15 protein-coding genes are annotated in these 21,178 nt (G+C 71.7%); 2 read left to right on the top strand and 13 right to left on the bottom strand.

Annotated features, from left to right (window positions below):
* Positions 1-11 precede the first annotated feature (11 nt).
* Positions 12-827 (bottom strand): trans-aconitate 2-methyltransferase, encoded by an 816-nt coding sequence (locus PYR72_RS28745; protein ID WP_275457987.1) that lies wholly within the window; start codon positions 825-827, stop codon positions 12-14.
* Between the two features lie 134 nt (positions 828-961).
* On the opposite strand from PYR72_RS28745, the gene PYR72_RS28740 reads away from it, so the two are divergent.
* Positions 962-1,459, top strand: a complete 498-nt coding sequence (locus PYR72_RS28740) for a MarR family transcriptional regulator (RefSeq protein WP_059079921.1) — start codon at positions 962-964, stop codon at positions 1,457-1,459.
* Here the strand turns inward: PYR72_RS28740 and PYR72_RS28735 are convergent.
* The gene (locus PYR72_RS28735) at positions 1,418-2,194 is read right to left on the bottom strand and encodes a response regulator transcription factor (protein ID WP_037724993.1); all 777 of its coding nucleotides are present in this window, start codon (positions 2,192-2,194) and stop codon (positions 1,418-1,420) included. The two genes, PYR72_RS28740 and PYR72_RS28735, sit on opposite strands and share 42 nt — an antisense overlap.
* 261 nt (positions 2,195-2,455) lie before the next feature.
* Here PYR72_RS28735 and PYR72_RS28730 point away from each other — a divergent pair, with 261 nt between their 5' ends.
* Positions 2,456-2,899, top strand: a complete 444-nt coding sequence (locus tag PYR72_RS28730) for a GNAT family N-acetyltransferase (RefSeq protein WP_275457986.1) — start codon at positions 2,456-2,458, stop codon at positions 2,897-2,899.
* Between the two features lie 2 nt (positions 2,900-2,901).
* On the opposite strand, the gene galK is transcribed toward PYR72_RS28730, so the two are convergent.
* From galK to PYR72_RS28675, 11 genes are all read right to left on the bottom strand, one after another.
* Entirely contained in the window at positions 2,902-4,062 is a 1,161-nt protein-coding gene (gene galK, locus PYR72_RS28725; protein ID WP_275457985.1) for a galactokinase, read from the bottom strand.
* Between the two features lie 140 nt (positions 4,063-4,202).
* Positions 4,203-5,165 carry a UDP-glucose 4-epimerase GalE gene (galE, locus tag PYR72_RS28720; protein WP_275457984.1) on the bottom strand — a complete coding sequence of 321 codons (963 nt, stop codon included), beginning with the start codon at positions 5,163-5,165 and terminating at the stop codon, positions 4,203-4,205.
* Positions 5,162-6,223, bottom strand: a complete 1,062-nt coding sequence (gene galT / locus PYR72_RS28715) for a galactose-1-phosphate uridylyltransferase (protein ID WP_275457983.1) — start codon at positions 6,221-6,223, stop codon at positions 5,162-5,164. Before galT ends, galE begins: the two co-directional genes overlap by 4 nt.
* 153 nt (positions 6,224-6,376) lie before the next feature.
* Positions 6,377-9,745 (bottom strand): S8 family serine peptidase, encoded by a 3,369-nt coding sequence (locus tag PYR72_RS28710; RefSeq protein ID WP_275457982.1) that lies wholly within the window; start codon positions 9,743-9,745, stop codon positions 6,377-6,379.
* A gap of 123 nt (positions 9,746-9,868) precedes the next feature.
* Positions 9,869-10,879 carry an ABC transporter permease subunit gene (locus PYR72_RS28705; protein ID WP_275457981.1) on the bottom strand — a complete coding sequence of 337 codons (1,011 nt, stop codon included), beginning with the start codon at positions 10,877-10,879 and terminating at the stop codon, positions 9,869-9,871.
* Positions 10,876-11,823, bottom strand: a complete 948-nt coding sequence (locus tag PYR72_RS28700) for an ABC transporter ATP-binding protein (protein WP_275457980.1) — start codon at positions 11,821-11,823, stop codon at positions 10,876-10,878. The genes PYR72_RS28705 and PYR72_RS28700 overlap by 4 nt, the downstream gene beginning before the upstream one ends.
* Positions 11,824-11,884: 61 nt before the next feature.
* The gene (locus tag PYR72_RS28695; RefSeq protein ID WP_275457979.1) at positions 11,885-12,331 is read right to left on the bottom strand and encodes a GntR family transcriptional regulator; all 447 of its coding nucleotides are present in this window, start codon (positions 12,329-12,331) and stop codon (positions 11,885-11,887) included.
* 711 nt (positions 12,332-13,042) lie between these two features.
* Positions 13,043-13,726 (bottom strand): response regulator transcription factor, encoded by a 684-nt coding sequence (locus tag PYR72_RS28690; RefSeq protein ID WP_078852412.1) that lies wholly within the window; start codon positions 13,724-13,726, stop codon positions 13,043-13,045.
* A 272-nt stretch (positions 13,727-13,998) separates the two neighbouring features.
* Positions 13,999-15,987 (bottom strand): PQQ-binding-like beta-propeller repeat protein, encoded by a 1,989-nt coding sequence (locus tag PYR72_RS28685; RefSeq protein WP_275457978.1) that lies wholly within the window; start codon positions 15,985-15,987, stop codon positions 13,999-14,001.
* Between the two features lie 999 nt (positions 15,988-16,986).
* Positions 16,987-18,780 (bottom strand): PQQ-binding-like beta-propeller repeat protein, encoded by a 1,794-nt coding sequence (locus PYR72_RS28680; protein WP_275457977.1) that lies wholly within the window; start codon positions 18,778-18,780, stop codon positions 16,987-16,989.
* A 332-nt stretch (positions 18,781-19,112) separates the two neighbouring features.
* Positions 19,113-20,927, bottom strand: coding sequence for an ABC-F family ATP-binding cassette domain-containing protein (locus tag PYR72_RS28675; RefSeq protein WP_275457976.1), 1,815 nt, complete (start codon positions 20,925-20,927; stop codon positions 19,113-19,115).
* Positions 20,928-21,178 lie beyond the last annotated feature (251 nt).

Here is a 21,178-nt window from a genome sequence, read left to right as displayed (position 1 = left end):
GCCCTGGAAACTCAGGCCCCCTCCGGCTTGCGGGCGACGGCGAAGATGCGGCGGAACGGGAACGGGGTGCCGTGGGCGGTGGCCGGGTAGGCCGCGCGGAGGGCCGCCCGGTACTCGGCGACGAACGGCTCGGCGTCCGCGCCCAGTTCGGTGAGGACCGGCCGCAGTCCCGTACCCCTCACCCAGTCGAGCACCGGGTCCTCGCCCTGGAGGAGGTGGACGTACGTCGTCTCCCAGGCGTCGGCCTCGCAGCCCAGGTCGGCGAGGGCGGCGAGGTAGCCGGCCGGGGTGTGGACCGCGTCCTCGTGGCGGAGCGTGTCGCCGAGCCGGTCCTTCCAGCGGGCGGAGTGGGCGAGTTCGCGCATGAGGCGATGGCTGGGCGAGTCGAAGTTGCCGGGGACCTGGAAGGCGAGGGTGCCACCGGGGGCGAGGGCGTCGACCCAGGCGGGGAAGCGGTCGAGGTGCCCCGGCACCCACTGGAACGTGGCATTGCTGACGATCAGGTCGTACGGCTCCCCGGGCACCCAGGTACGGACGTCGGCCGGGGTGAAGTCGATGCTGCCGCCGCCCGGGGTGGGTCCCTCGTGGTCGACGTGGGCCCGGTCGAGCATCTCGGGCGAGTTGTCGTACCCGGTGATGTGCGCGGTGGGCCAGCGGTCGGCGAGGAGGCGGGTGACGTTGCCGGGGCCGCAGCCGAGGTCGGCGACGCGCGGGTGCGCGGCGGGCGGGTCGGGGACGTGGGCGAGCAGGTCGACGAAGGCGCGGGCGCGGTGGCCGGCGTGCCGCAGGTACTGCTGGGGGTCCCAGGTGGGGCTGGTCGCGGGCATGGGGGTACCTCCTCGTGGATCCGTGTCGCTCCGTCCTCACTCTCACGGGCGATTATCTCGAAGTCAAGAGACTTGCTCCTAACTCTCTCGATCTCAAGAGACTTCACGTCGACACAACCACTACACTGATCGTCATGGAGGACGAGGTCGATCGGCTGGTCGCAGCGTGGCGCCGGGAGCGCCCCGACCTCGACGTGGAGCCGCTGGAAGTACTCAGCCGGGTGAGCAGACTCGCCCGGCACCTGGACCGCGCGCGCAGGCTGGCGTTCGCCGAGCACCAGCTGGAGCCGTGGGAGTTCGACGTGCTGACCGCGCTGAGGCGTGCGGGGGACCCGTATCAGCTCTCGCCGGGCCAGCTGCTGACGCAGACGCTGGTGACCTCGGGCACGATGACGAACCGCATCGACCGGCTGACGAAGAAGGGCCTGGTCGAGCGGCTGCCCGACCCCAGTGACCGCCGGGGCGTGCTCGTCCGGCTCACGGACGAGGGCCGGGACCGCGCCGACCAGGCGCTCGCCGGGCTCCTCGACCAGGAACGGGCGATCCTGGCCGAGCTGTCCCGCACCCAGCGGGGCGACCTGGCGGGCCTGCTACGCCAGTTGACCGCCCCGTTCGACAACATCCCCGGCTAGGTCCACCGGTCCGACCCCCGCCCGGCGCGCGAGCGCGACGGCGGCGAGCGTGGAGTGGACGCCCAGCTTGCCGAGGACGTTCTGCATATGGGTGCGGACGGTGTGCGGGGAGAGGAACAGGCGCTCGGCGACGGCCTTGCGCCCCAGCCCCGCCACCATGCACCGCAGCACCTCCCGCTCACGCGGGGTGAGGGACTCGACGAGCCGCTCGCTCTCCGTGCGGTGCTTGCGCGCGGCGGTCAACTCCCGCAGGACACCCGTGAGCAGCGCGGGCGGCAGATGCGTCTCGTCCCGCAGCACGCCCCGGATGACCGTGAGCAGCCGGGACAGCGAGCAGTCCTTGGCGACCCACCCGGACGCGCCCGCCTGGAGGGCCAGCGCGGCCCGGCGCGGATCGTCCTTCTCGGCGAGGACGACCGTCCGTACGCTCGGCTGGCCCGAACGCACACCCGCGACCAGCGATATCCCGTCCACCAGCCCGTCCTCGCCACCGTCCGAGACGGCCACGGGCACGGCGGCCGGGCGGGCGCCCGGGGCATGGGCTCCCAGGTCGGCGTCGACCAGGAGCACGTCGAACCTGCGTCCCTCGGCCGCCGCGCGGTCCAGGCAGCGCAGAGCGGCGGGGCCGCTGCCCGCCGCGGACACGTCGACGTCCGGCTCGGCGGCCAGGGCCGCGGCGAGCGACTCGGCGAAGATACGGTGGTCGTCGACGACCAGTACTCGGATGCGCACCACAGAAACCCCCACTGGTCGGGGGACGACCGGCGCGAGTACGGCGCCCGAAGCGTGCCCCGGTGAACACCTGGGACGGGGCGTCGCAGCCGCACGGCCGCCGCCGTGCTGAACCGCTACCCCCACTCCGGGCGTCGTACCCGACTGTCTCGCCCCCTGATCAGCACCGGCCCCCACCGGCGCTGTTCATCAGAGTACGGCCGGGGAGCAGGAGCGGAAGGTAATTTGCAGAACTGTTTGTCCGGCACGTTTATGGTGGGCCACATGTTTCGTATCGAGACAGAAGTCGACAGAGAACGAAGCCAATTACTGCTTTCCCGGCTGCGCGCGAGTAACACCGCCGCCTCGCCGGTCCTCCGTGAGCTGCGCGGCACCCCCGGTGAACGGGAGTCCCCGCTCCAGGTGTGGGCCCTGGACGAGGCGGGCGAGGTCGCCGGCGGACTGGTCGGCCACACCTGGGCCACCTGGCTGCACGTCACCTATCTGTGGGTCGACGAGCGCCACCGCGGCGAGGGCCTCGGCTCGCGGCTGCTGGCGACGGCCGAACGGATCGCCGTCCGCGACCGGGCCTGCCGGTCCGTCCGCCTGGAGACCTGGGACTTCCAGGCCCCGGATTTCTACAAGCGGCTCGGCTACGAGGTGGTGTGCGTGATCCCCGACTATCCGCCGGGGATCACCGAGTACACGCTGACGAAAAGGATCGGCTGAGGTCAGGAGAGCCGTCGGGCGCCCGCCGACGGCACCGCCGCGAAGACCCGGGGGGCGGTGAAACCGGCGGCGGCGAAGGCATCCTCGACCGACTTGGTGACCGCGTCCGCGTCGCTCTCCTCGACCAGGACGATCGCGGAGCCGCCGAAGCCGCCGCCGGTCATCCGGGCACCGAGGGCGCCCGCGCCCAGCGCGGTGTCGACGACGAGGTCCAGTTCGGGGCAGGAGATGCGGAAGTCGTCGCGCAGCGAGGCGTGGCCCTCGACGAGGACGGGCCCGATCGCCCGGGTCTCGCCCGACTCCAGCAGGGAGACCACGCGTTCGACGCGCTGGTCCTCCGTCACCACGTGGCGGACCAGGCGGCGGACCTCCTCCTCGTCGCCGAGGCGGCTCAGGGCCGCGTCCAGCTCGTCGTAGGCGACGTCCCGCAGCGCGTCGACGCCGAGCAGGGCGGCGCCCTTCTCGCAGCCGGCGCGGCGCTTGCCGTACTCGCCCTCGCTGTGGGAGTGCTTGACCTGGGTGTCCACGACGAGCAGCCGCATGCCCTCGGCGGCCAGGTCGAAGGGGATCTGCCGCTGGGAGAGGTCCCGGGTGTCGAGGAACAGGGCGTGGCCGCTCTCGCAGCAGGCGGAGGCCGTCTGGTCCATGATCCCGGTCGGGGCGCCGACGTAGACGTTCTCCGCGCGCTGGCACAGGCGGGCCAGCTGCCAGCCCTTGAGACCGAGGGCGTAGAGGTCGTTGAGGGCGAGGGCGACGACCACTTCGAGGGCCGCCGAGGAGGACAGGCCCGCGCCCGTGGGGACCGTCGAGGTGAGGTGGATGTCGGCGCCGGTGACGGCCGTGTGGCCGGCCTCGCGCAGGGCCCAGACGACACCCGACGGGTACGCCGTCCAGGCGCGGTCGGCGCCCGGGGTCAGCGCGTCGAGGGACAGTTCGGCCACGCCGCCCTCGATGTCGTCGGAGTGCAGGCGCAGCAGGCCGTCCGTGCGCCGGGACACCGCCGCGATCGTGGTGTGCGGGAGGGCGAAGGGCATGACGAAGCCGTCGTTGTAGTCGGTGTGCTCGCCGATGAGGTTCACCCGGCCCGGCGCGGCCCACACCCCCTCCGGCTCCGCCCCGTACAGCTCCTCGAACCGCTCGGCGACGACGACAGCCTCGCTCATCCCCTGACCCTGACCTTTCCGTACTCGACCGACGAACCGGCTCGACCGTGTGAAACGGGCCGGGCCGGCACACTACTGGGCGCCCATCGGGGCGTCTCCGCCCCGTTCGGCGTGCGCCTGCCTACGGGGCGTGCGCCTGCCTACTCGGCGTGCGCCTGCGCGAACCGCCAGGCGTCCGCGACGATCCCGGCGAGGTCCGCTCGGGAGGGGTTCCAGCCGAGGCGGGCGCGGGCCGTGTCGGCGGAGGCGACCAGGGTCGCCGGGTCGCCGGCGCGGCGCGGGGCGACGACCTCGGGGATCGGGTGGCCGGTGACCTGCCGGACGGTCTCGATCACCTCGCGCACCGAGAAGCCGTTGCCGTTGCCGAGGTTACAGATGAGGTGCTCGCCGGGCCGTGCGGCGTCCAGCGCCAGCAGGTGGGCGTCGGCGAGGTCGGCGACGTGGATGTAGTCGCGGATGCAGGTGCCGTCGGGGGTCGGGTAGTCGTCGCCGAAGACGGAGATCGCGTCCCGGCGGCCCTGGGCGACCTGGAGCACCAGCGGGATGAGGTGCGACTCGGGCTCGTGGCGCTCGCCGCAGGTGCCGTAGGCGCCGGCCACGTTGAAGTAGCGCAGCGAGACGGCGCCCAGGCCGTGGGCGGCGGCCTCGCCGGTGATCATGTGGTCGACGGCCAGCTTGGAGGCGCCGTAGGGGTTGGTCGGCCTGGTGGGCGCGGACTCGACGATCGGGGTGGTCTCCGGCTCGCCGTAGGTGGCGGCCGTGGAGGAGAAGACCAGCTTGCGCACACCGGCCTCGCGCATCGCGGCGAGCAGGGCCATGGTGCCGCCGACGTTGTTGTCCCAGTACTTCTCGGGCTTCACCACGGACTCGCCGACCTGCGAGAACGCGGCGAAGTGCAGCACGGCGTCGAACGTCGCGTCGAGCCACTTGGCGGCGTCGCGGATGTCGCCCTCGATGAAGGACGCGCCGGCGGGCACGCCCTCGCGGAAGCCGGTCGAGAGGTTGTCGAGGACGACGACCTCGTGGCCCGCCTCCAGCAGATGCTGGGCGACCACGCTGCCGACATAGCCCGCGCCACCGGTGACCAGGTACTTGCCGCTCATGAACTCGCTACCTCTCGCAGTCGCTCGGCCGCGCGCTCCGGCGGCACGTCGTTGATGAACACGTTCATGCCGGATTCGGAACCCGCGAGGAACTTCAGCTTGCCGGAGGTGCGGCGGATGGTGAAAAGCTCGAGGTGGAGCGCGAAGTCCTCGCGCTGGACGCCCTCGAACTCCTCCAGCGTGCCGAACGGGGCCTGGTGCCAGGCCGCGATGTACGGGGTCGGAGGCTCACCCTCGCCGAAGATCCGGTCGAAGCGCCTCAAGAGTTCCAGATAGACCTGGGGGAATTCTGTGCGGGCGTCCTCGTCGAGCGCGAGCAGGTCGGGCACGCGGCGCTTGGGGTACAGGTGGACCTCGTACGGCCAGTGCGCCGCGTACGGCACGAAGGCGGCCCAGTGCTCGGTCTCCAGGACCATCCGGTCGCCGGCCAGTTCGCTCCGCAGGACGGCGTCGAAGAGGTTCTCGCCGCCGGTGGCGTCCTTGTGGGCCGCGAGGGAGCGCAGCATCAGCGCGGTGCGGGGTGTGGTGAAGGGGTAGCCGTAGATCTGCCCGTGCGGGTGGCCCAGGGTCACGCCTATCTCGGCGCCGCGGTTCTCGAAGCAGAACACCTGCTCGACGGAGGGGAGATGCGACAGCTCCGCCGTGCGGTCGGTCCACGCGTCCAGGACGAGACGGGCCTGTTCGTCGGTGAGGTCGGCGAAGGAGGCGTTGTGGTCCGAGGTGAAGCAGACGACCTCGCAGCGGCCGGAGTCACCGGCCAGGGACGGGAAGCGGTTCTCGAACACCACGGCGTCGTACGACGAGTCCGGGATCTCGCTGAGCCGGTCGCCCTCGGAGGGGCAGAGCGGGCATTCGTTCGCCGGGGGGTGGTAGATGCGGCCCTGCCGGTGCGAGGCGATCGCGACCGAGTCGCCGAGCAGCGGGTCCCGGCGTACCTCCGACGTGGTGACGGTGCGCTCCAGGGGTCGCTTGTCCACCGCGTCGCGCACCGTGTCGTCGCGCAGGTCGTAGTAGATCAGCTCACGACCGTCGGCCAGCCGGGTCGAGGTCTTCTTCACGCCGGACTCCCCATCCCACCCATCAAACAGAACCAAACACATCAAAGCACAGGTTCCGACGTTCGTCACCATCACAAACAAACAAAGATCACCAGATCCAGACTGGTCGGCCCCCGCCGGTTGCCCGGCGGGGGCCGACTGCGTCGTGGTCGTCTACTTGGTCGTGCGGTAGGCCCGGTGGACGGTCTGGGTCAGGGTGTTGCCGTCGGCGTCGGTGAGGGCGACCCGCAGGGAGACGGGGCCCGGCTCGGCGGGACTGCGCAGCTTGAGCAGCTTGCCGTCGACGGCGGTGGCCTTCTTCCAGGTCCTGCCGTCGTCGTAGGAGACGGTGAAGGCCAGCTTGCGCAGCGTGGTGGCCTTGGTGGCCGCGCCCTGGAGGGTGAAGGGCACGGTCAGGGTCGTACCGGCCTTGGCGGTACTGGCCGTCGACAGCTTGGGCGTGTAGCGGACGACGGTCAGCGGGAGCCGCCTGGGGGTCTCACCTGGGACGTGGGCCGAGGCGAAGGTCCAGGTGGCGGTCGTCCGGGTGCTGACCGCGAACCGTGCCGGGTCGCGGGAGACGTCCACGGCGAGCCTGTAGGTGCGCTTGCCCGCGGGGACCGTGTACGAGTCGCCGTTCAGCGGGGCGTTCACGGCGAAGATCTTCTTGCCGTCGGCGTGGAGCGAGCTCCTGGCCCGGGTGTGGTCGGAGGTTCCCAGGTTGCCGACGCCGTCGGAGAACAGCGGGACGTACGCCGAGAAGGTGTCGCCGACGCGTACCGCTTCGGGCCGGTCGAGGACGGCCGAGAGGGGGCCCGAGGGGAGGGACGGACCGAAGACGCCGACGTTGAACCGCTGGGTGTGGACCTTGCCCGCCCCGTACGCCCGGGGAATGCCGGCCTGCGTGCTCTCCCACGTCGGCTCGCCCTCGGCGTCGGGCGCGCCGTACTGACTGGCCTGGTAGAACCACTTGATTCCGTTGGGCAGCACGTAGTCGGTGCCGGACAGCGGCAGACGGCCCGCGGTCGTGTGCGGGTTGTAGAAGCCGCCGTACATCAGCGGTGCGGCGGCGACGGTCGTGGTCCTGCCCTTGACCGGCGCACCGACGACGACCTCGACCTTGGTGAGCTGGGCCCGCCTGACGTTCTCGGTGAAGCCGGACAGATCACCCGTACGGTTCCAGGCCAGCCGGTAGTTGACGGCCTTGTGGGTCCAGATGCCGTGGTACAGAGCGGACACCTCGGCGGCCGGCGCCGGGGCGCCGAGCTGTCCGACGCGGATGCTGCCGAAGGAGGGGACGTCGTAGACGGAGGTGTACGGCTTGTCGTCGACGTCGACGTGGAAGAAGAACATCGCGCCCGCGGGCCTGGCCGCGGCGTCCGGCACGGTGATCCTGACGGGCTTCGTCCTCCGGGCGTCCATGACCACGGTCGTGTCCTCGGTCAGCGCGAACTTCGGGTGCAGCAGCACGGACCCTCCGTCGCCGGCGGTGCGGAGCATGCCTTCCAGGGCGTAACGCCCCTTCGGCAGACGGATGGTGACCTCGCCGTCCTTCTCGTCGGAGGCGTCCGTCCAGACGTCGTTGTCCAGACCGTAGATGCTCGTCGAGGCGTCGCCGAGGGCCTTGCCCTCGAGGTCGAGGTGCTTGACGGTCAGGTCGTACGACTCGACCTCGCGGACCACGCCCAGGGAGGTGCGCGCGGTCGTCGTGCCGCCGGCGGTCGTGCCGTCCGTGCCGGTGGCGGTCAGCGAGCCGCCGAAGCCGCCGTCGGCCGTTCCCACGCGGGTGTCGGCGGTCACGGTGGCCGTCGCCTCGCCGCCCGCCGGGACGGTGAGGCGCTGCGGCGAGACGGTGAACAGGCCCTCGGCGGCGGGCTTTCCGTCGTTGCCGTACGCCTCGGTGGCCAGGTCGAGGGTGACCGGCTCGGTGCCCGCGTTGCGGTAGGTGACGTCCTTGGTGACCGGCCGGTCGTCGGTGTGGGGGTACGCCTGGGTGCCGAAGCCGAGCGCGGTCGGACTGCTGGTGAGCTGCTGGGTGATCGCCCTGGCGACGTCCAGCCGGCCGGTGCCCTGCGTGTACGCGGAGGTGGCGTCGGTCGGTTTCGCGGAGGCGGTGAGGGCGGCCTTGATCTGCGGGCCGGTCCAGTCCGGGTGTCGCTGCGCCAGGATCGCCGCGGCGCCCGCCACGTGCGGGGTCGCCATCGACGTACCGCTCAGGGAGACATAGCCGTCGGCGGCGGGGTCGCCCATGTCGCCCTCGGCGGCCCTGGCGGCGACGATGTGCACGCCCGGCGCGGTGACATCGGGCTTGAGGAAGCCGTCGGCCGTGGGACCTCGGCCGGAGAACCCGGCGATGGCGTCCCGGCGGTCGACCGCGCCGACGGTGAGCGCGGCGGCCGCGCTGCCGGGCGTTCCGATGGTGCCCTCTCCCGGGCCGTCGTTGCCGGCGGCTATGACGAACAGGACGCCGGAACGGGCCGACAGGTCGTCGACGGCCTGCTCGACGGGGTCGATGCCGGGGGTGTCGGTGCCGCCCAGGCTCATGTTGACGACCTCGGCGCCCTGCGCGACGGCCCACTGCATGCCCGCGATGACACCGGAGTCGTCGCCCTCGCCGGAGTCGTCGAGCACCTTCCCGACCAGGAGCCGGGCGCCGGGCGCGACGCCCGCGTACGTCGCGCCCGTGGGGGACGCGGCCCCGGAGCCCGCGATCGTCGAGGCCACATGGGTGCCGTGGCCCGCGCGGTCGACGGTGTCCGCGGCGGCGGAGAAGTTCTTCACCGCCTCGATACGGTCCTTGAGGTCCGGGTGGGTGGCGTCGATGCCGGTGTCGAGGACGGCGACCTCGACGCCCTTGCCGTCGTATCCCGCCCTGTGCGCCGCGGGCGCGCCGATCTGCGGCACGCTCCTGTCCAGGGTCGCCTTCACCTTCCCGTCCAGCCAGATCTTCCTGACCTTCGCGGAGCCGGTGCCGCTGGTGAGGGTCTCCCACAGTCCCGCGCCCTCGGACTTTCGGACGCGTACGGCGTCGCCGTTGATGCTCGGCAGATCCCGCCGGACGGTCGCGCCCGCGCCGCGGAACGTGCTCGCCGACAGGGACGTGCCCTTGTCGTAGGTGACGATCAGCGGCAGGTCGGAGCGGCGGGCGTCGTCGTAGCGCGAACGCACCAGGTGCGTCACATCGAACAGCCGCCGGTCGGCGGTCCCGTTCGCGAGCAGCGGTTCGGCGTCGCGCGGCAGGACGTACGCGTGGCCCGCGGCCTGCTGGACGCGGAAGGCCATCCCCTCGCGGCCCTCGGCGGCCGTCACGCCGGTGACCTTGCCCTCGGCGTCGAGGGTCACCCGGTCGCCGGTGACGAGGGTGACGGTCCTCGCGGGGGCGCCGGCCCGGGGCCCCGGTGGGGCGGCCTCGGCGCTGTCGGACGTGCTCACCAGCAGCCCGGCGCCGAGCGCCGCCGCCAGGGCGGCCGCCAGCGGGACGGTGGTGACCGCTCGTTTCCTGCGCTTGTGCGACTTCAACTCGGGCCTTTCGACATGCTTCATGGCGATGTGTTCGCCGAATCGGGGCAGCATCGGGACGCGGCGGAGCGACGGTGTGGCCGCTCGGCCGCGTACGGGGTGACGACTGCGAGGAGGATCGGGTCGGACGAGGCGCTCGGACGGATGTCAGACGAGGCGCTTGCGACCCCAGAGGATGACGAACGCCGCGATGCCGGCGGTCAGGGCCAGCAGGATCGAGGCGCCGAGCCACTGCATGGACGACATCTGGGAGAAGGGGATGTAGTCGACGGACCAGCCGACGACCTGCGCCTTGTCCAGGCAGGCTTCGCGGGCCTTCTCGGTCGCCTCGGCGCAGCTGCCCCAGCCGATGAGGTCACCGGAGGCGGTGAGGTAGGACTCGTCCAGGACGTAGGCGTTGCCGGGCAGGTCCGGTGAGGAGTTGTCACCGACACCGTTGTGGGTGGTGATCGTGGCGACGTTCCCGAGGGACGTCCGGACGTACGACCACGCCATCTGCAGCGCGACGGCGAAGCCCAGCGTGACGACCATGGACAGCAGGGTCCGGCGCAGCAGCATGCCGATCGCCACGCCCCCGACGACGGTGAGCAAGGTGAGCGCCACGGGCACGGGTCCGCTGTTGTCGAACGCACCCGGCTCGGCCCAGGTCAGGACGTACGACGACGACTTGACAGGTGACCACCACCAGGTGAACGCGGCGGAGACCGCCGTGGCGCACACCACGACCACGAGCGCGGTCATGGCGAGCTTGGTGACGAGCCAGCGGACGCGGCTCACGGACTGTGCGTTGATCAGCTTGGCGGTGCCGGTCTCCAGGTCGCCGGCGAGCAGGGGCGGGCCGAGGAGCACGCCGATCACGACGGGCAGGAGCCCGAGCAGACCGGCGGCCGCGTTGAGCGGCTTCTGGTCGAACTTGTTCTCCCAGCCGGACTTGAGGTCGGGGTAGCCGTACCCGTCGAGGTACGTGATCATCTGCTGGCGCTGGTAGACGATCACCGCGACGGTGACGGCGGTGGCGGCCAGCAGCGTCCAGTAGGCGGCGCGGTGCTGACGCCAGACGAGCCAGTTCATGCCGCTGAGCCGGAGGCCGCGGCCACGGCCGGCCTCCGCGGCGGCGGGGTCGTAGGAGATGCCGTCGGTGCCGGTCATCGTGCTCATGCCGCCACCGCCTGCGGGGCGACGTAGGAACTGGGGCTGATCAGCGGCGGGGCATCGGGCGAGCGCAGATAAGCGAGCAGGAGCTCCTCCAGGTTCGGGACGCTCGCCTCCCACGGGCCGCCGGTGACCGGCCCGTCGGGGCGTACGAGCGAGGTGAACTGCCGTCCGCTGGTGCGGGTCTCGACCACGGTGTGGTACGCCAGCTCCGGGGGCGTCCGCCCGTCGGAGTGGACCCCGGTCAGCACGGCGTGGGAGGTGCGCAGTTCGTCGACCTCACCGGCCAGACGCAGCCCGCCGTCCGCGATGACCAACAGGTAGTCGCAGGTGTTCTCCAGCTCGGCGAGCATGTGGGTGGACATCAGCACGGTGGTGCCGCGCTCGGCGGCCTCGGCCAGCAGGGTGCCCATCAGCTCGTGGCGGACCAGCGGGTCGAGGTCGGACATCGGCTCGTCGAGGAGCAGCAGGTCGGGACGCTTGCCGAAGGAGACGGCGAAGGCCACCCTGGTGCGCTGGCCGCCGGAGAGTGTGCCGATCCTCGCGTCGAAGGGCACGTTGCCCGCGCGGACGATGTCCTCGGCGGCCCGCTGGTCCCAGCCGGGGTTCAGCTCTCGTCCCATCCGCAGCGTCTCGGCGACGGTGAAGCGCCGGAACAGGGGCTTCTCCTGGGCGAGGAACGCGGTTCGCCGGGTGGCCTCCGCCGACTCGGGGGCCGCGCCAAACACGCGCAGGGTGCCGGTGGTCGGCTCCAGCAGATTGGCGGCGATGGACATCAGCGTGGTCTTTCCGGCCCCGTTGGGACCGACCAGACCGCAGATCCGCCCGGCCGGCAGCCGGAAGGAGCAGTCCCGCAGCGCCCAGCCCCGGCGGTACTTCCGGCCCACCCCGCGGGCTTCTATCGCGGACGTGTCCGCCGGCCCCCCGTAGCCCGTCTCATAGCTCGTCATGCGTGTCCCCTCGTCCTGTGGTGCCTGTGGTGCCTGTGATTCCTGTGGTGGTTCCTGCGGGTCACACCGGTCCCGTCGGTCCCGGCGGTCCCGCGTGCTCGGCGGCAGGCCCGGTCCCGGCGTACCGCTCCTCCATCACCGACGTGACCAGAGCGGTCACGTCGTCCTGTTCGAGACCCGCCTCGCGGGCCCGGTCCATCCAGCTCTCCAGCTCGCCGCGCAGCAGCGAATCCACCGCCGCCTGCGGACGGGCCAGCGACTGACTCACGAACGTCCCCAGCCCCGGCCGCGCTTCGACCAGCCCCTCCCGCTCCAGCTCGCGGTACGCCTTGAGCGTGGTGTTGGGGTTGACCGCGGAGGTCTGCGCCACCGACTTGGCCGTGGGCAACTGGTCGCCGGGCCCGAGTACGCCGAGCCGCAGCGCCTGCTTGGTCTGCTGAACGATCTGCTGATAGGCGGCGACCCCGCTCCGCCTGTCGATGCGGAACTCCAACCCCTTCACCACCAATTCACTAGTCGACTAGTGAATTGATGATGGAGCACACATCGCGAACCTGTCAAAGCCCACAGGTCGGGGCGCCGGCGAGGGGGCGCGAGGGAAGCCGTCGCGCGCGGCGGGGGGTGGGGGCAACACCAGGAGCCGGCGGGTGTTCAGGGGATCCGCTGCTACGACCCGTGGGGCACGGTGGGAAGTCCGCGCCCGGCCGTCGGGTGCACGCCGAACCGGCCGGGTCACGTCGGCCGGGTCAGGCCGGGCGGGTCAGGCTTGGTCGTCGTCGAACAGCTCGGTGGCGTCGTCCGGCCTGTAGGGGTCTGCAGAACCGCCGCGAGGGTGACATCCCGCGCCACCTCGGCCTCTACCTCGTCCACGATCACGGGCACGTTGTCCGGCCCGAGGAGGAGAGGCCGTACGACCGGCGAGGCACGGTCCGGCAGACCGCTTCAAAGGGGCCGAGGGGCATGCCCTACGGGGGCGGGCCGGTCGCCGAGTCGGACACGGCATGGCGTGGCACTCCCCGCGGCACGGTCTTCATCGACGCCGAGGCCCGACGCGGCGTACCGCGGACGGGAGAAGCCGTGTCACTGGCCCCGGCACGTGGCGGAAGTAGACGTTCTCCGACGGCGGCGAAGGCGACACCTGCGTCGAACGCGCCGCCTCCCCCGCGCCCACCTCCTCCACGCCATGAGCGACGGCAGGCCCCACGCGCCGGGTGGGTGATCAGGGTTCCGGGTGCGGGACCGGGCCCGCCCGGTCCAGGAGGCCCGTGCGGGCGGCCAGGGCGGCCGCCTCCAGGCGGGAGCCCACGCCCAGCTTCATCAGCACCCGCTGCACGTGCGTGCGGGCCGTCGACGGGGCGATGCCCATGCCCGCCGCGATGAGGCGGGTGTCCTCGCCGTCCGCGACCCGCACCAGGACCTCGACCTCCCGCGGGGTCAGCATCTGGAGCAGCCGCTGTCCCTCGTCGTCCGGCTGGGCCGCCGGGTTGAGGAGTTCACCGAACGCGCTCTGCAGCAGTTGCGGCGCCACCGCCGCCTCCCCCGCGCGGGCCTTCATGATGGCCCGCTCGACGCCCTCGATGCGCTCGTCGTGCCGGACGTAGCCGGACGCGCCGGCCGCGAACGCCGCCGCGATGCCGCGCGGGTTGGGCACCGGGCCGAGCACCAGCACCGCCACCTGCGGGCGTTCACGCTTGATCTTCACCACCGGGTCGAACATGCCCGGCTCGGCGGGTGTCGCCGTCCCGAGCAGGCACACCTCGGGTGCCCTCGTGATCACCAGATCCGCCGCGCCCGCGGCCGGCGCCGTCGCCGCGAGCACCCGGTGCCCGCGCAGCTTCAACGCCGAGGCCAGCGCCTCGGCCAGCAGTCGGTGATCGTCGACCACCATGAGCCGGACTCCCATCGAGCCACCCCACCCCCCAGTCCCCCAGATGGTTGCCAACTATGGCCGCCCACTGGTCCTCACGGACAGAAGCCCCCCGACTTCACCGTCGGCTCCCCGCTCTTCATGCCCCCGGAAGCTACACGCTTGTTCGACGTTGCGCTCCCCCTACCGGAGAGAAGTGCCCGGATTACCGAAATTCCCGCCCATTCGAGAGGGATGCGGGATACGTGCACGGCCCCGCCCCTGAGCTGGGGCGGGGCCGACGACGGAGATCGAGGGGGCGCTTGGGGTTACTTCACCCCGAAGCCGAGCGCCGTGTACTCCTTCTCGTCCTTCGAATACGGCTTGCTGACCAGTTCCGAGCCGATGAACCACCGTCCGTCGGTGTAGAGCATCTCGCTCAGCGTGGGCGTCATCCCGCTGATCGCGCGGAGCACCGACTCGGAGGACGGGGTCTCCAGGAGCTTGGTCTGCTTCAGCGTCTTGCCGTCGATGGAGACGATCTGGGCGCCCTTGTCGTACGGGCCGTCCTTGTAGGCGATGATGTTCGGCCCGTCCATCCGGATCGGGAACAGGTCGTAGTCGTCACCCGCGTCGACCCGGTCGCCGGTGGACTTCCCCGTGGCCAGCGAGAAGGAGACGATCTCGTTGGTGGAGCTGTACGAGCCGGTGCCGTCGTGGTTCTTGGTCGGCATGTACACCTTGTCGTTGCCGACGTAGATGCCCCGGCAGGCCCAGACACCGCGGACCGGGCACTCGTAGTCGTACTTGTCGTCCGGGATGGAGATCTTGGCGCGCAGCTTGCCGCTGTCGTCGAGCGAGAAGATGTCCGTCGTGCCGGTCAGCGGGACGTCGCTGCCGGTCACCACGCCGAAGACCACCGGCTTGGTGGAGATGATCTTGGCGCGCTGGATGCCGGAGGGCACCTTGTAGGTCCACTTGACGCTGCCCGACCTCGGGTCGAGCAGCTGGATCTGGAAGGTCTCGCTGCCGTAGTCGCCGCACTTGCGGACCGCGATCAGCTGGGCGCCGCCCGCGTAGCCCTCGTCGGTGCACTCGCCGACCTTGGGCGACCACAGCACCTTGCCGGAGTTGACGTCGAACGCGGCGCCGCCGCCGTAGCCGCCGGCCGCCGCGACCGTCGTGCCGGAGATGGTGACCTCGCCGAACGGCACCTTCTCGCCGCTGGTGTCGGCGCTCTTGGTCCACACCTCCTTGCCGGTCTCGACGTTGAACGCGGTGACCTCGGTGCAGGGCTGGCGGTCGTCGTTGTTCTTGCGCTTGGCCGACTCGGTCACCACGACGGCGATGCCCTCGGTGGTGATCTCACGGGAGCCCGCGCAGGTCTGACCGGTGAGGTCCAGCGTCCACTTGGTCTTGCCGGTGTCCGGCTCGTAGCCGACGATCTTGTTCAGGGCGGACTTGGCGTACGTGGTCTTCGTCAGCCAGGAGCCCTTGACGCTGTCGATGGTCAGCTTTTCCTTGACCTCGTGCGCGGGCACCTGGAAGAGGATCTTCGCGGCGGCGCTGCCGGGCGCCTTCTCCTGTGCCTCGGTCGGCACCTCCACGCCGCCGGACGAGGAGCCGCCGGACGACGAACCGCCGTCGTCGCCCTTGGTGTCGTCCTTGCCGCCGGTCGTGCCCTCCGAACTGGCGGTGTCCTTCTTTCCGGTGTCGTCGCCCCCGCTGGTGGAGGTGTAGAGGACACCGCCGCCGACGATCAGCGCGATGGCCACGACCGCCGCCGTGATGATGATCGCCGTGGCGTTGACCTTCTTCTTGCCGGCCGGCTGCCCCACCTGCGGGTGCATCGCCATGGTCGGCGGCTGGTAACCGTAGGGGCCGGGCGGCTGCTGCCCGTAGGGGCCGGGCTGCGGGTGCTGGCCGTACGGGCCGGGCTGCGGCTGTCCGTACGGACCCGGCTGGCCCGGGTAGCCGTAGCCGGGCTGCGGCGGGGGCGTCTGCGGGTAGCCGTAGCCGGGGCCCTGCGCGGGCGGGGGTCCCTGCGGGGGCTGGGCCGGGGGCGGGGTCTGCTGGGCCGGGGGCGCCTGCGGGTAGCCGTAGCCCGGTCCCGGCGCGGGCGGGCCCTGCGGCGGGGGTGCCGGGGCGCCGAAACCGCCGGCCGGCGGGGGCGTGGGCGCGCCGAAGCCGCCCTGCGGCGGAGTGTCCTGCGGGGGCTGCGCGGGCGGCTGGCCCTTGTCCAGCGACGGGGGCTCGGCGGGCGGCTGGTTCGGGGGCGGGCCCGGGGGCTGGTTCGGCGGGGGCGGCGGCTGCGTCATGACGTGAATACCTCGAAGCGGATAGCGGAGGACAGAAGAGGGACGGAGGGGGTGGTCGACCGGTTCACGGCGGGGCCGGACGGCGCCGGACACCCGGCGCCCGAGGCCCGGACCGGCGCGCGGGACCGGCCGACGACGGGGACCGAGCAGGAACCACGGGCCGGCCCGACGGTATGCCCCGGGCTGTCAACACCAGCCGGGCCGTTGACACCGATCGGACCGGTGACGAAGGCCGGGCCGGTGCCACGGACCCGGGCGGTGCCACCGACTGAACCGGTGCCACAGCCCAGGCCGGGGCCGGAGACCGAGCCGGCGCCACGGACCGGCCAGAGACCACGGACCGGAGCGGTGCCAGAGCCGCAGCCGGGGCCACGGACCGAACCGAGGCCACAGTCCGCACCGATGGCACAGACCGAACCAGTGGCACCGGCCGAACCGAAGCCACGAACCGAATCGAAGCCACAGGCCAGGCCGGGGCCGGAGACCGAGCCGGCGCCATGGACCAACCTGAGACCACGGACCGGAGCGGTGCCAGAGCCGCAGCCGGAGCCACGGACCAAACCGAGGCCACAGTCCGGACCGCTGGCACAGACCGAACCAGTGGCACCGGCCAAACCGAAGCCACAGACCGGACCAGTGGCATCGGCCGAACCGAAGCCACGAACCGGACCAGTGGCACAGGCCGAGCCGAAGCCACGGACCGAACCGAGGCCACAGGCCAAACCGATGGCGCAGGCCGAACCGAAGCCACAGGCCGAACCAGTGGCACAGGCCAAACCGAAGCCCCGCGTCGGAGCGGGCTCACGCGCCGGGCCCGGGGCGTCGCCCGAGTCGGCGGCCAGGGCGGCATCCGGGACGTCGGCCAGGGCGTCGCCCGGGACGCCGGCCGGAGTATCGCCCGAGTCGGCGGCCAGGGCGTCGTCCGGGACGTCGGCCGGGGTGTCGCCCGAGTCGGCGGCCGGGGGGTCGCCCGGGCGTGGCTCGTGGCGGTCGTGCGGGTCACTTGCCGAAGGCCAGCATCAACTTCTCCTTCGCGTCGTCGACTCCGGTCAGCAGGGTGGTGGAGATGTAGAAGCGCCCGTCCACGTAGTCGACGGCCTTCGCGTAGAAGGAGCCCTCGATCTCCGCGGCGCTCGCCGGCATCTGGAGGAGCTTGGTCGCCTTGGGGGCACCGGCGGCCGGGACGGACACGACCTGGCCGCCCGCGTCACGCGTGGGTTCCACGTACGCCAGGAGCCGGCCCCCCTCCGCCTTGAGCGGCACGATCTCCGCGTCGGCGGAGGGCGACTTGAGGCGCCACTTCTCCTTGCCGGTCGCGAGGTTCAGGGCGACGACCTCGTTCGTGCCGTCCTTCTCCTCGGTCGGCAGGTAGAGGGTGTTCGCGTCGGCCGCCACGGCCGTGCAGCCCGCCACGTCACGGGTGAGGATGCCGCCGTCGCACTCCGGCGCGAACGAGTCGTCGGAGTCGACCTGCGAGCGGGTCGAACCGTCGGCCCTGAACGTGGAGATGTTCCACGTGTTCTCTTCCTCGTTGGCGAGGTAGAGCACGATCGGGTCCACCGAGTAGGCGTGTTCGACCTTCCAGCCCTTGGGGATCTTCCGCGTCCACTTGGCCTTGCCGGTCCTCGGGTCCAGCTCCTGGACCTCGTCGTGCTCCTTGTCGGTGGTCACCGCGCAGGAGGAGACGGCGATCAGCCGCGCGCCGCCCGCGAACCCGGCCGGGTAGCACGACTGACCGTAACTCTTCTTGTCGAACAGCTTCTTGCCGGTGTTGACGTCGTACGCCGTCCCGGACTGCGAGCGGCCCACCATGAGCGTGTCCCCGGTGACGGAGAGCCCGACGCTGATGGCGCTGTCGAACAGCTCGCCCTCCTCCACCTCCGCCGACCAGCCCTTGTCACCGGTGTTCAGGTCGATCTGCTGGAGCTGGTCACACTCGGCGTTCTTCGAGGTGTTCTTCTGGTACGAGATCACGACCCGGCCGGCGGCGGTCGCCTTCGGGGTGACCGCGCAGATCTTGCCGGGGAACTCGATCGGGTCCCAGGCGGGGTTGCCGTCCGACACGTTGTAGCCGAAGAGCTGCTTGTACGCGGGCTTCACCGCCACCTTGTCGGTGACCCACAGGCCGGGGGCGCTCGCACCGGAACCGGGGGCGTCGGGCGCGCTCTTGTACCAGAGCACCTTCGCCTCGCCGGCCTTGACGTCCGCGTTGAGGTCGGAGATGTCGAGGTCCTCGCCGCCGTCGCCGCTGCCGTCACCCTCGTTGACGGGCGCGGACGGCGCCTCCGAGGGCTTGTCGTCCTGGCTCGGCTCCGTGCTCTCCTTGGCGACCGGCTTCTTCTCGCCGTCGTCCCCGAGGCGCGTCACCGCGAACACCGTGCCGCCGACCACGAGCAGTGCGGCCACGGCGGCACCGACGATCATCGCGGGCCTGCCCTTGAACGGGCTCTTGGAACCACCGCCACCGGCCGCCGGCGGGGTGGGCGCGCCCGGGTACTGCGCCTGCGGGTAGCCGTAACCGGCCTGCGGCGACGGATTGTACGGGCCGGGCTGCGCGTAGGGGCCGGACTGCTGCGGCTGTCCGTACGGGCCGGGCTGGGTGTAGGGGCCGGGCTGCGCGGGCGGCGGCTGCTGGGGGTAGCCGTAGCCGGGACCCGGAACGGGCGGGCCCTGCGGCGGGGGCGTCTGCGGGTAGCCGTACGGCTGTTGCGGCGGTTGCGGTTGTGACGGCGGCGGCGGGCCTTGCGGTGTTCCGTAGCCGCCCTGCGGCGGCTGATCGGGTGGCTGAACCATCAGCGCTTTCCCCCTGTTCGCTGCTTTCGAGCCACCCGTGGTCACGCGTGGTGTCGCTTCTCAGACTGTGAAGACTCTTCTCAGACGGCTCTTTCTATCACTGCGAGGCTCCTCCGCACGGGGCCGGTCGCACCCCTGTTCCCAAGGGAGAACCGGCCCGTAATGCCTCCGTTACGCACCTTCACGCCCCCTTCACGGGACGCACGCCCCATACGCCGCAAGCCCTCCGCGCCCCGAAAGGGGCGCGGGGAACTGCGCGAGCAACCACGCTCGACCCGCACCCGGCATCGAACACCGGGCCAACTCGCGTCACCCCGCACGAAGCGGAGCGCTCACGCGTCGTCCGCCAGTTCCAGCCACCGCATCTCCAGCTCCTCCTTCTCGCCGGCCAGCGCCCGCAGTTCGGCGTCCAGCTCCCCCACCTTCGCGAAGTCCGTCGCGTTCTCGGCGATCCGCGCGTGCAACGTCGCCTCCTTCTCGGAGACCTTGTCCAACTGCCGCTCGATCTTCTGCAGTTCCTTCTTCGCGGCCCGCGCGTCGGCGGCGTTGCGCTGCGGGGTCTCGGCGGCGGCGGGCTTCACGGCGATCCCGGAGGAGGCCGCCGCGGCCTCCTCCATGGCGTGCCGCCGCTCGATGTACTCGTCGATCCCGCGCGGCAGCATCCGCAGCGCCGCGTCGCCGAGCAGCGCGAACACCCGGTCGGTCGTGCGCTCGACGAAGAACCGGTCGTGGGAGATGACGATCATCGAGCCGGGCCAGCCGTCGAGCAGGTCCTCCAGCTGGGTGAGGGTCTCGATGTCGAGGTCGTTCGTCGGCTCGTCGAGGAAGAGGACGTTGGGCTCGTCCATCAGCAGCCGCAGCAGCTGGAGCCGGCGCCGCTCACCACCGCTGAGGTCGCTCACCGGCGTCCACTGCTTCTCCTTGTTGAACCCGAAGGTCTCGCAGAGCTGCCCCGCGGTCATCTCGCGCCCCTTGCCGAGGTCGACCCGGTCGCGGACCTGCTGCACGGCCTGGAGCACCCGCAGGTTCGGGTCCAGCTCGGCGACCTCCTGGGAGAGGTAGGCGAGCTTGACCGTCTTGCCGGTGACGACCCGGCCGGCGGCGGGCTGCTTCTCCCCCTCGCTGCGGGCGGCTTCGGCCATGGCCCGCAGCAGGGAGGTCTTGCCGGCGCCGTTGACGCCGACGAGGCCGATGCGGTCGCCCGGCCCGAGCTGCCACGTCAGATGCTTCAGCAGCACCTTCGGGCCGGCCTGCACGGTGACGTTCTCCAGGTCGAACACGGTCTTGCCGAGCCGGGACGACGCGAACTTCATCAGCTCGCTCTTGTCGCGCGGCGGCGGCACGTCCGCGATCAGCTCGTTCGCGGCCTCGACGCGAAAGCGCGGCTTCGACGTACGGGCCGGGGCGCCGCGCCGCAGCCAGGCCAGCTCCTTGCGGACCAGGTTCTGCCGCTTGGTCTCCTCGGTGGCGGCGATCCGCTCGCGCTCGGCGCGGGCGAAGACGTAGTCGGAGTAGCCGCCCTCGTACTCGTAGACCGAGCCCTTCTGCACGTCCCACATCCGGGTGCACACCTGGTCCAGGAACCACCGGTCGTGGGTGACGCAGACGAGCGCGGACCGGCGCTCCCGCAGATGGTTCGCGAGCCAGGAGATGCCTTCCACGTCGAGGTGGTTGGTGGGCTCGTCGAGGACGATCAGGTCCTGTTCCTCGATGAGCAGCTTGGCGAGCGCGATGCGGCGCCGCTCGCCGCCGGAGAGGGGGCCGATGACGGTGTCGAGGCCCTGCGGGAAGCCGGGCAGGTCGAGACCGCCGAACAGGCCGGTGAGCACGTCCCGGATCTTGGCGTTGCCCGCCCACTCGTGGTCCGCCATGTCCCGGATGACCTCGTGGCGGACGGTGGCGGCGGGGTCGAGGGAGTCGTGCTGGGTGAGCACGCCGGCGTGCAGGCCGCCGGAGTGGGTGACCCGGCCCGAGTCGGCCTCCTCCAGCTTGGCGAGCATCCGGATCAGGGTCGTCTTGCCGTCCCCGTTCCGCCCCACGACACCGATCCGGTCCCCTTCGGAGACGCCGAGCGAGACCCCGTCGAGCAGGGCGCGGGTGCCGTACACCTTGCTGACGTTCTCGACATTGACCAGGTTGACGGCCATTACTCTCCTGCCACGGGGACGATCGACCCTCCAGGGTAGTCGGCGGGGTGGAGGGGGCGTGACGGGCGCCCGGCCGGGGCGAGCAGGACGGCCCCTGCGTCCGGCAGCGGGTCCGGTGGGGGCTTGTCGCGCGGTTCCCCGCGCCCCTGAAAGCCGGGGCCGCGCGACCACGACGCACCCGCACCCGCTGCCGGAGGCCGCGCGCCCCGGGGGCGTGTCCACCCGGGGCGCGCGGCGTTCGTGCGAGACCC

Source organism: Streptomyces sp. VNUA24, from assembly GCF_029167005.1.
In the GTDB taxonomy this organism is placed as follows: domain Bacteria; phylum Actinomycetota; class Actinomycetes; order Streptomycetales; family Streptomycetaceae; genus Streptomyces; species Streptomyces scabiei.
Note: the sequence above shows the minus strand (reverse complement) of the source record. Positions and strands in the feature narration are given on the sequence as shown.

Excerpts from the sequence above, each read along its gene's own strand:
- PYR72_RS28745 (WP_275457987.1), bottom strand. The coding sequence starts at position 827 with ATGCCCGCGACCAGCCCCACCTGGGACCCCCAGCAGTACCTGCGGCAC.
- PYR72_RS28740 (WP_059079921.1), top strand. The coding sequence starts at position 962 with ATGGAGGACGAGGTCGATCGGCTGGTCGCAGCGTGGCGCCGGGAGCGC.
- PYR72_RS28730 (WP_275457986.1), top strand. The coding sequence starts at position 2,456 with ATGTTTCGTATCGAGACAGAAGTCGACAGAGAACGAAGCCAATTACTG.
- galK (WP_275457985.1), bottom strand. The coding sequence starts at position 4,062 with ATGAGCGAGGCTGTCGTCGTCGCCGAGCGGTTCGAGGAGCTGTACGGG.
- galE (WP_275457984.1), bottom strand. The coding sequence starts at position 5,165 with ATGAGCGGCAAGTACCTGGTCACCGGTGGCGCGGGCTATGTCGGCAGC.
- PYR72_RS28710 (WP_275457982.1), bottom strand. The coding sequence starts at position 9,745 with ATGAAGCATGTCGAAAGGCCCGAGTTGAAGTCGCACAAGCGCAGGAAA.
- PYR72_RS28705 (WP_275457981.1), bottom strand. The coding sequence starts at position 10,879 with ATGAGCACGATGACCGGCACCGACGGCATCTCCTACGACCCCGCCGCC.
- PYR72_RS28700 (WP_275457980.1), bottom strand. The coding sequence starts at position 11,823 with ATGACGAGCTATGAGACGGGCTACGGGGGGCCGGCGGACACGTCCGCG.
- PYR72_RS28690 (WP_078852412.1), bottom strand. The coding sequence starts at position 13,726 with ATGGGAGTCCGGCTCATGGTGGTCGACGATCACCGACTGCTGGCCGAG.
- PYR72_RS28685 (WP_275457978.1), bottom strand. The coding sequence starts at position 15,987 with ATGACGCAGCCGCCGCCCCCGCCGAACCAGCCCCCGGGCCCGCCCCCG.
- PYR72_RS28680 (WP_275457977.1), bottom strand. The coding sequence starts at position 18,780 with ATGGTTCAGCCACCCGATCAGCCGCCGCAGGGCGGCTACGGAACACCG.
- PYR72_RS28675 (WP_275457976.1), bottom strand. The coding sequence starts at position 20,927 with ATGGCCGTCAACCTGGTCAATGTCGAGAACGTCAGCAAGGTGTACGGC.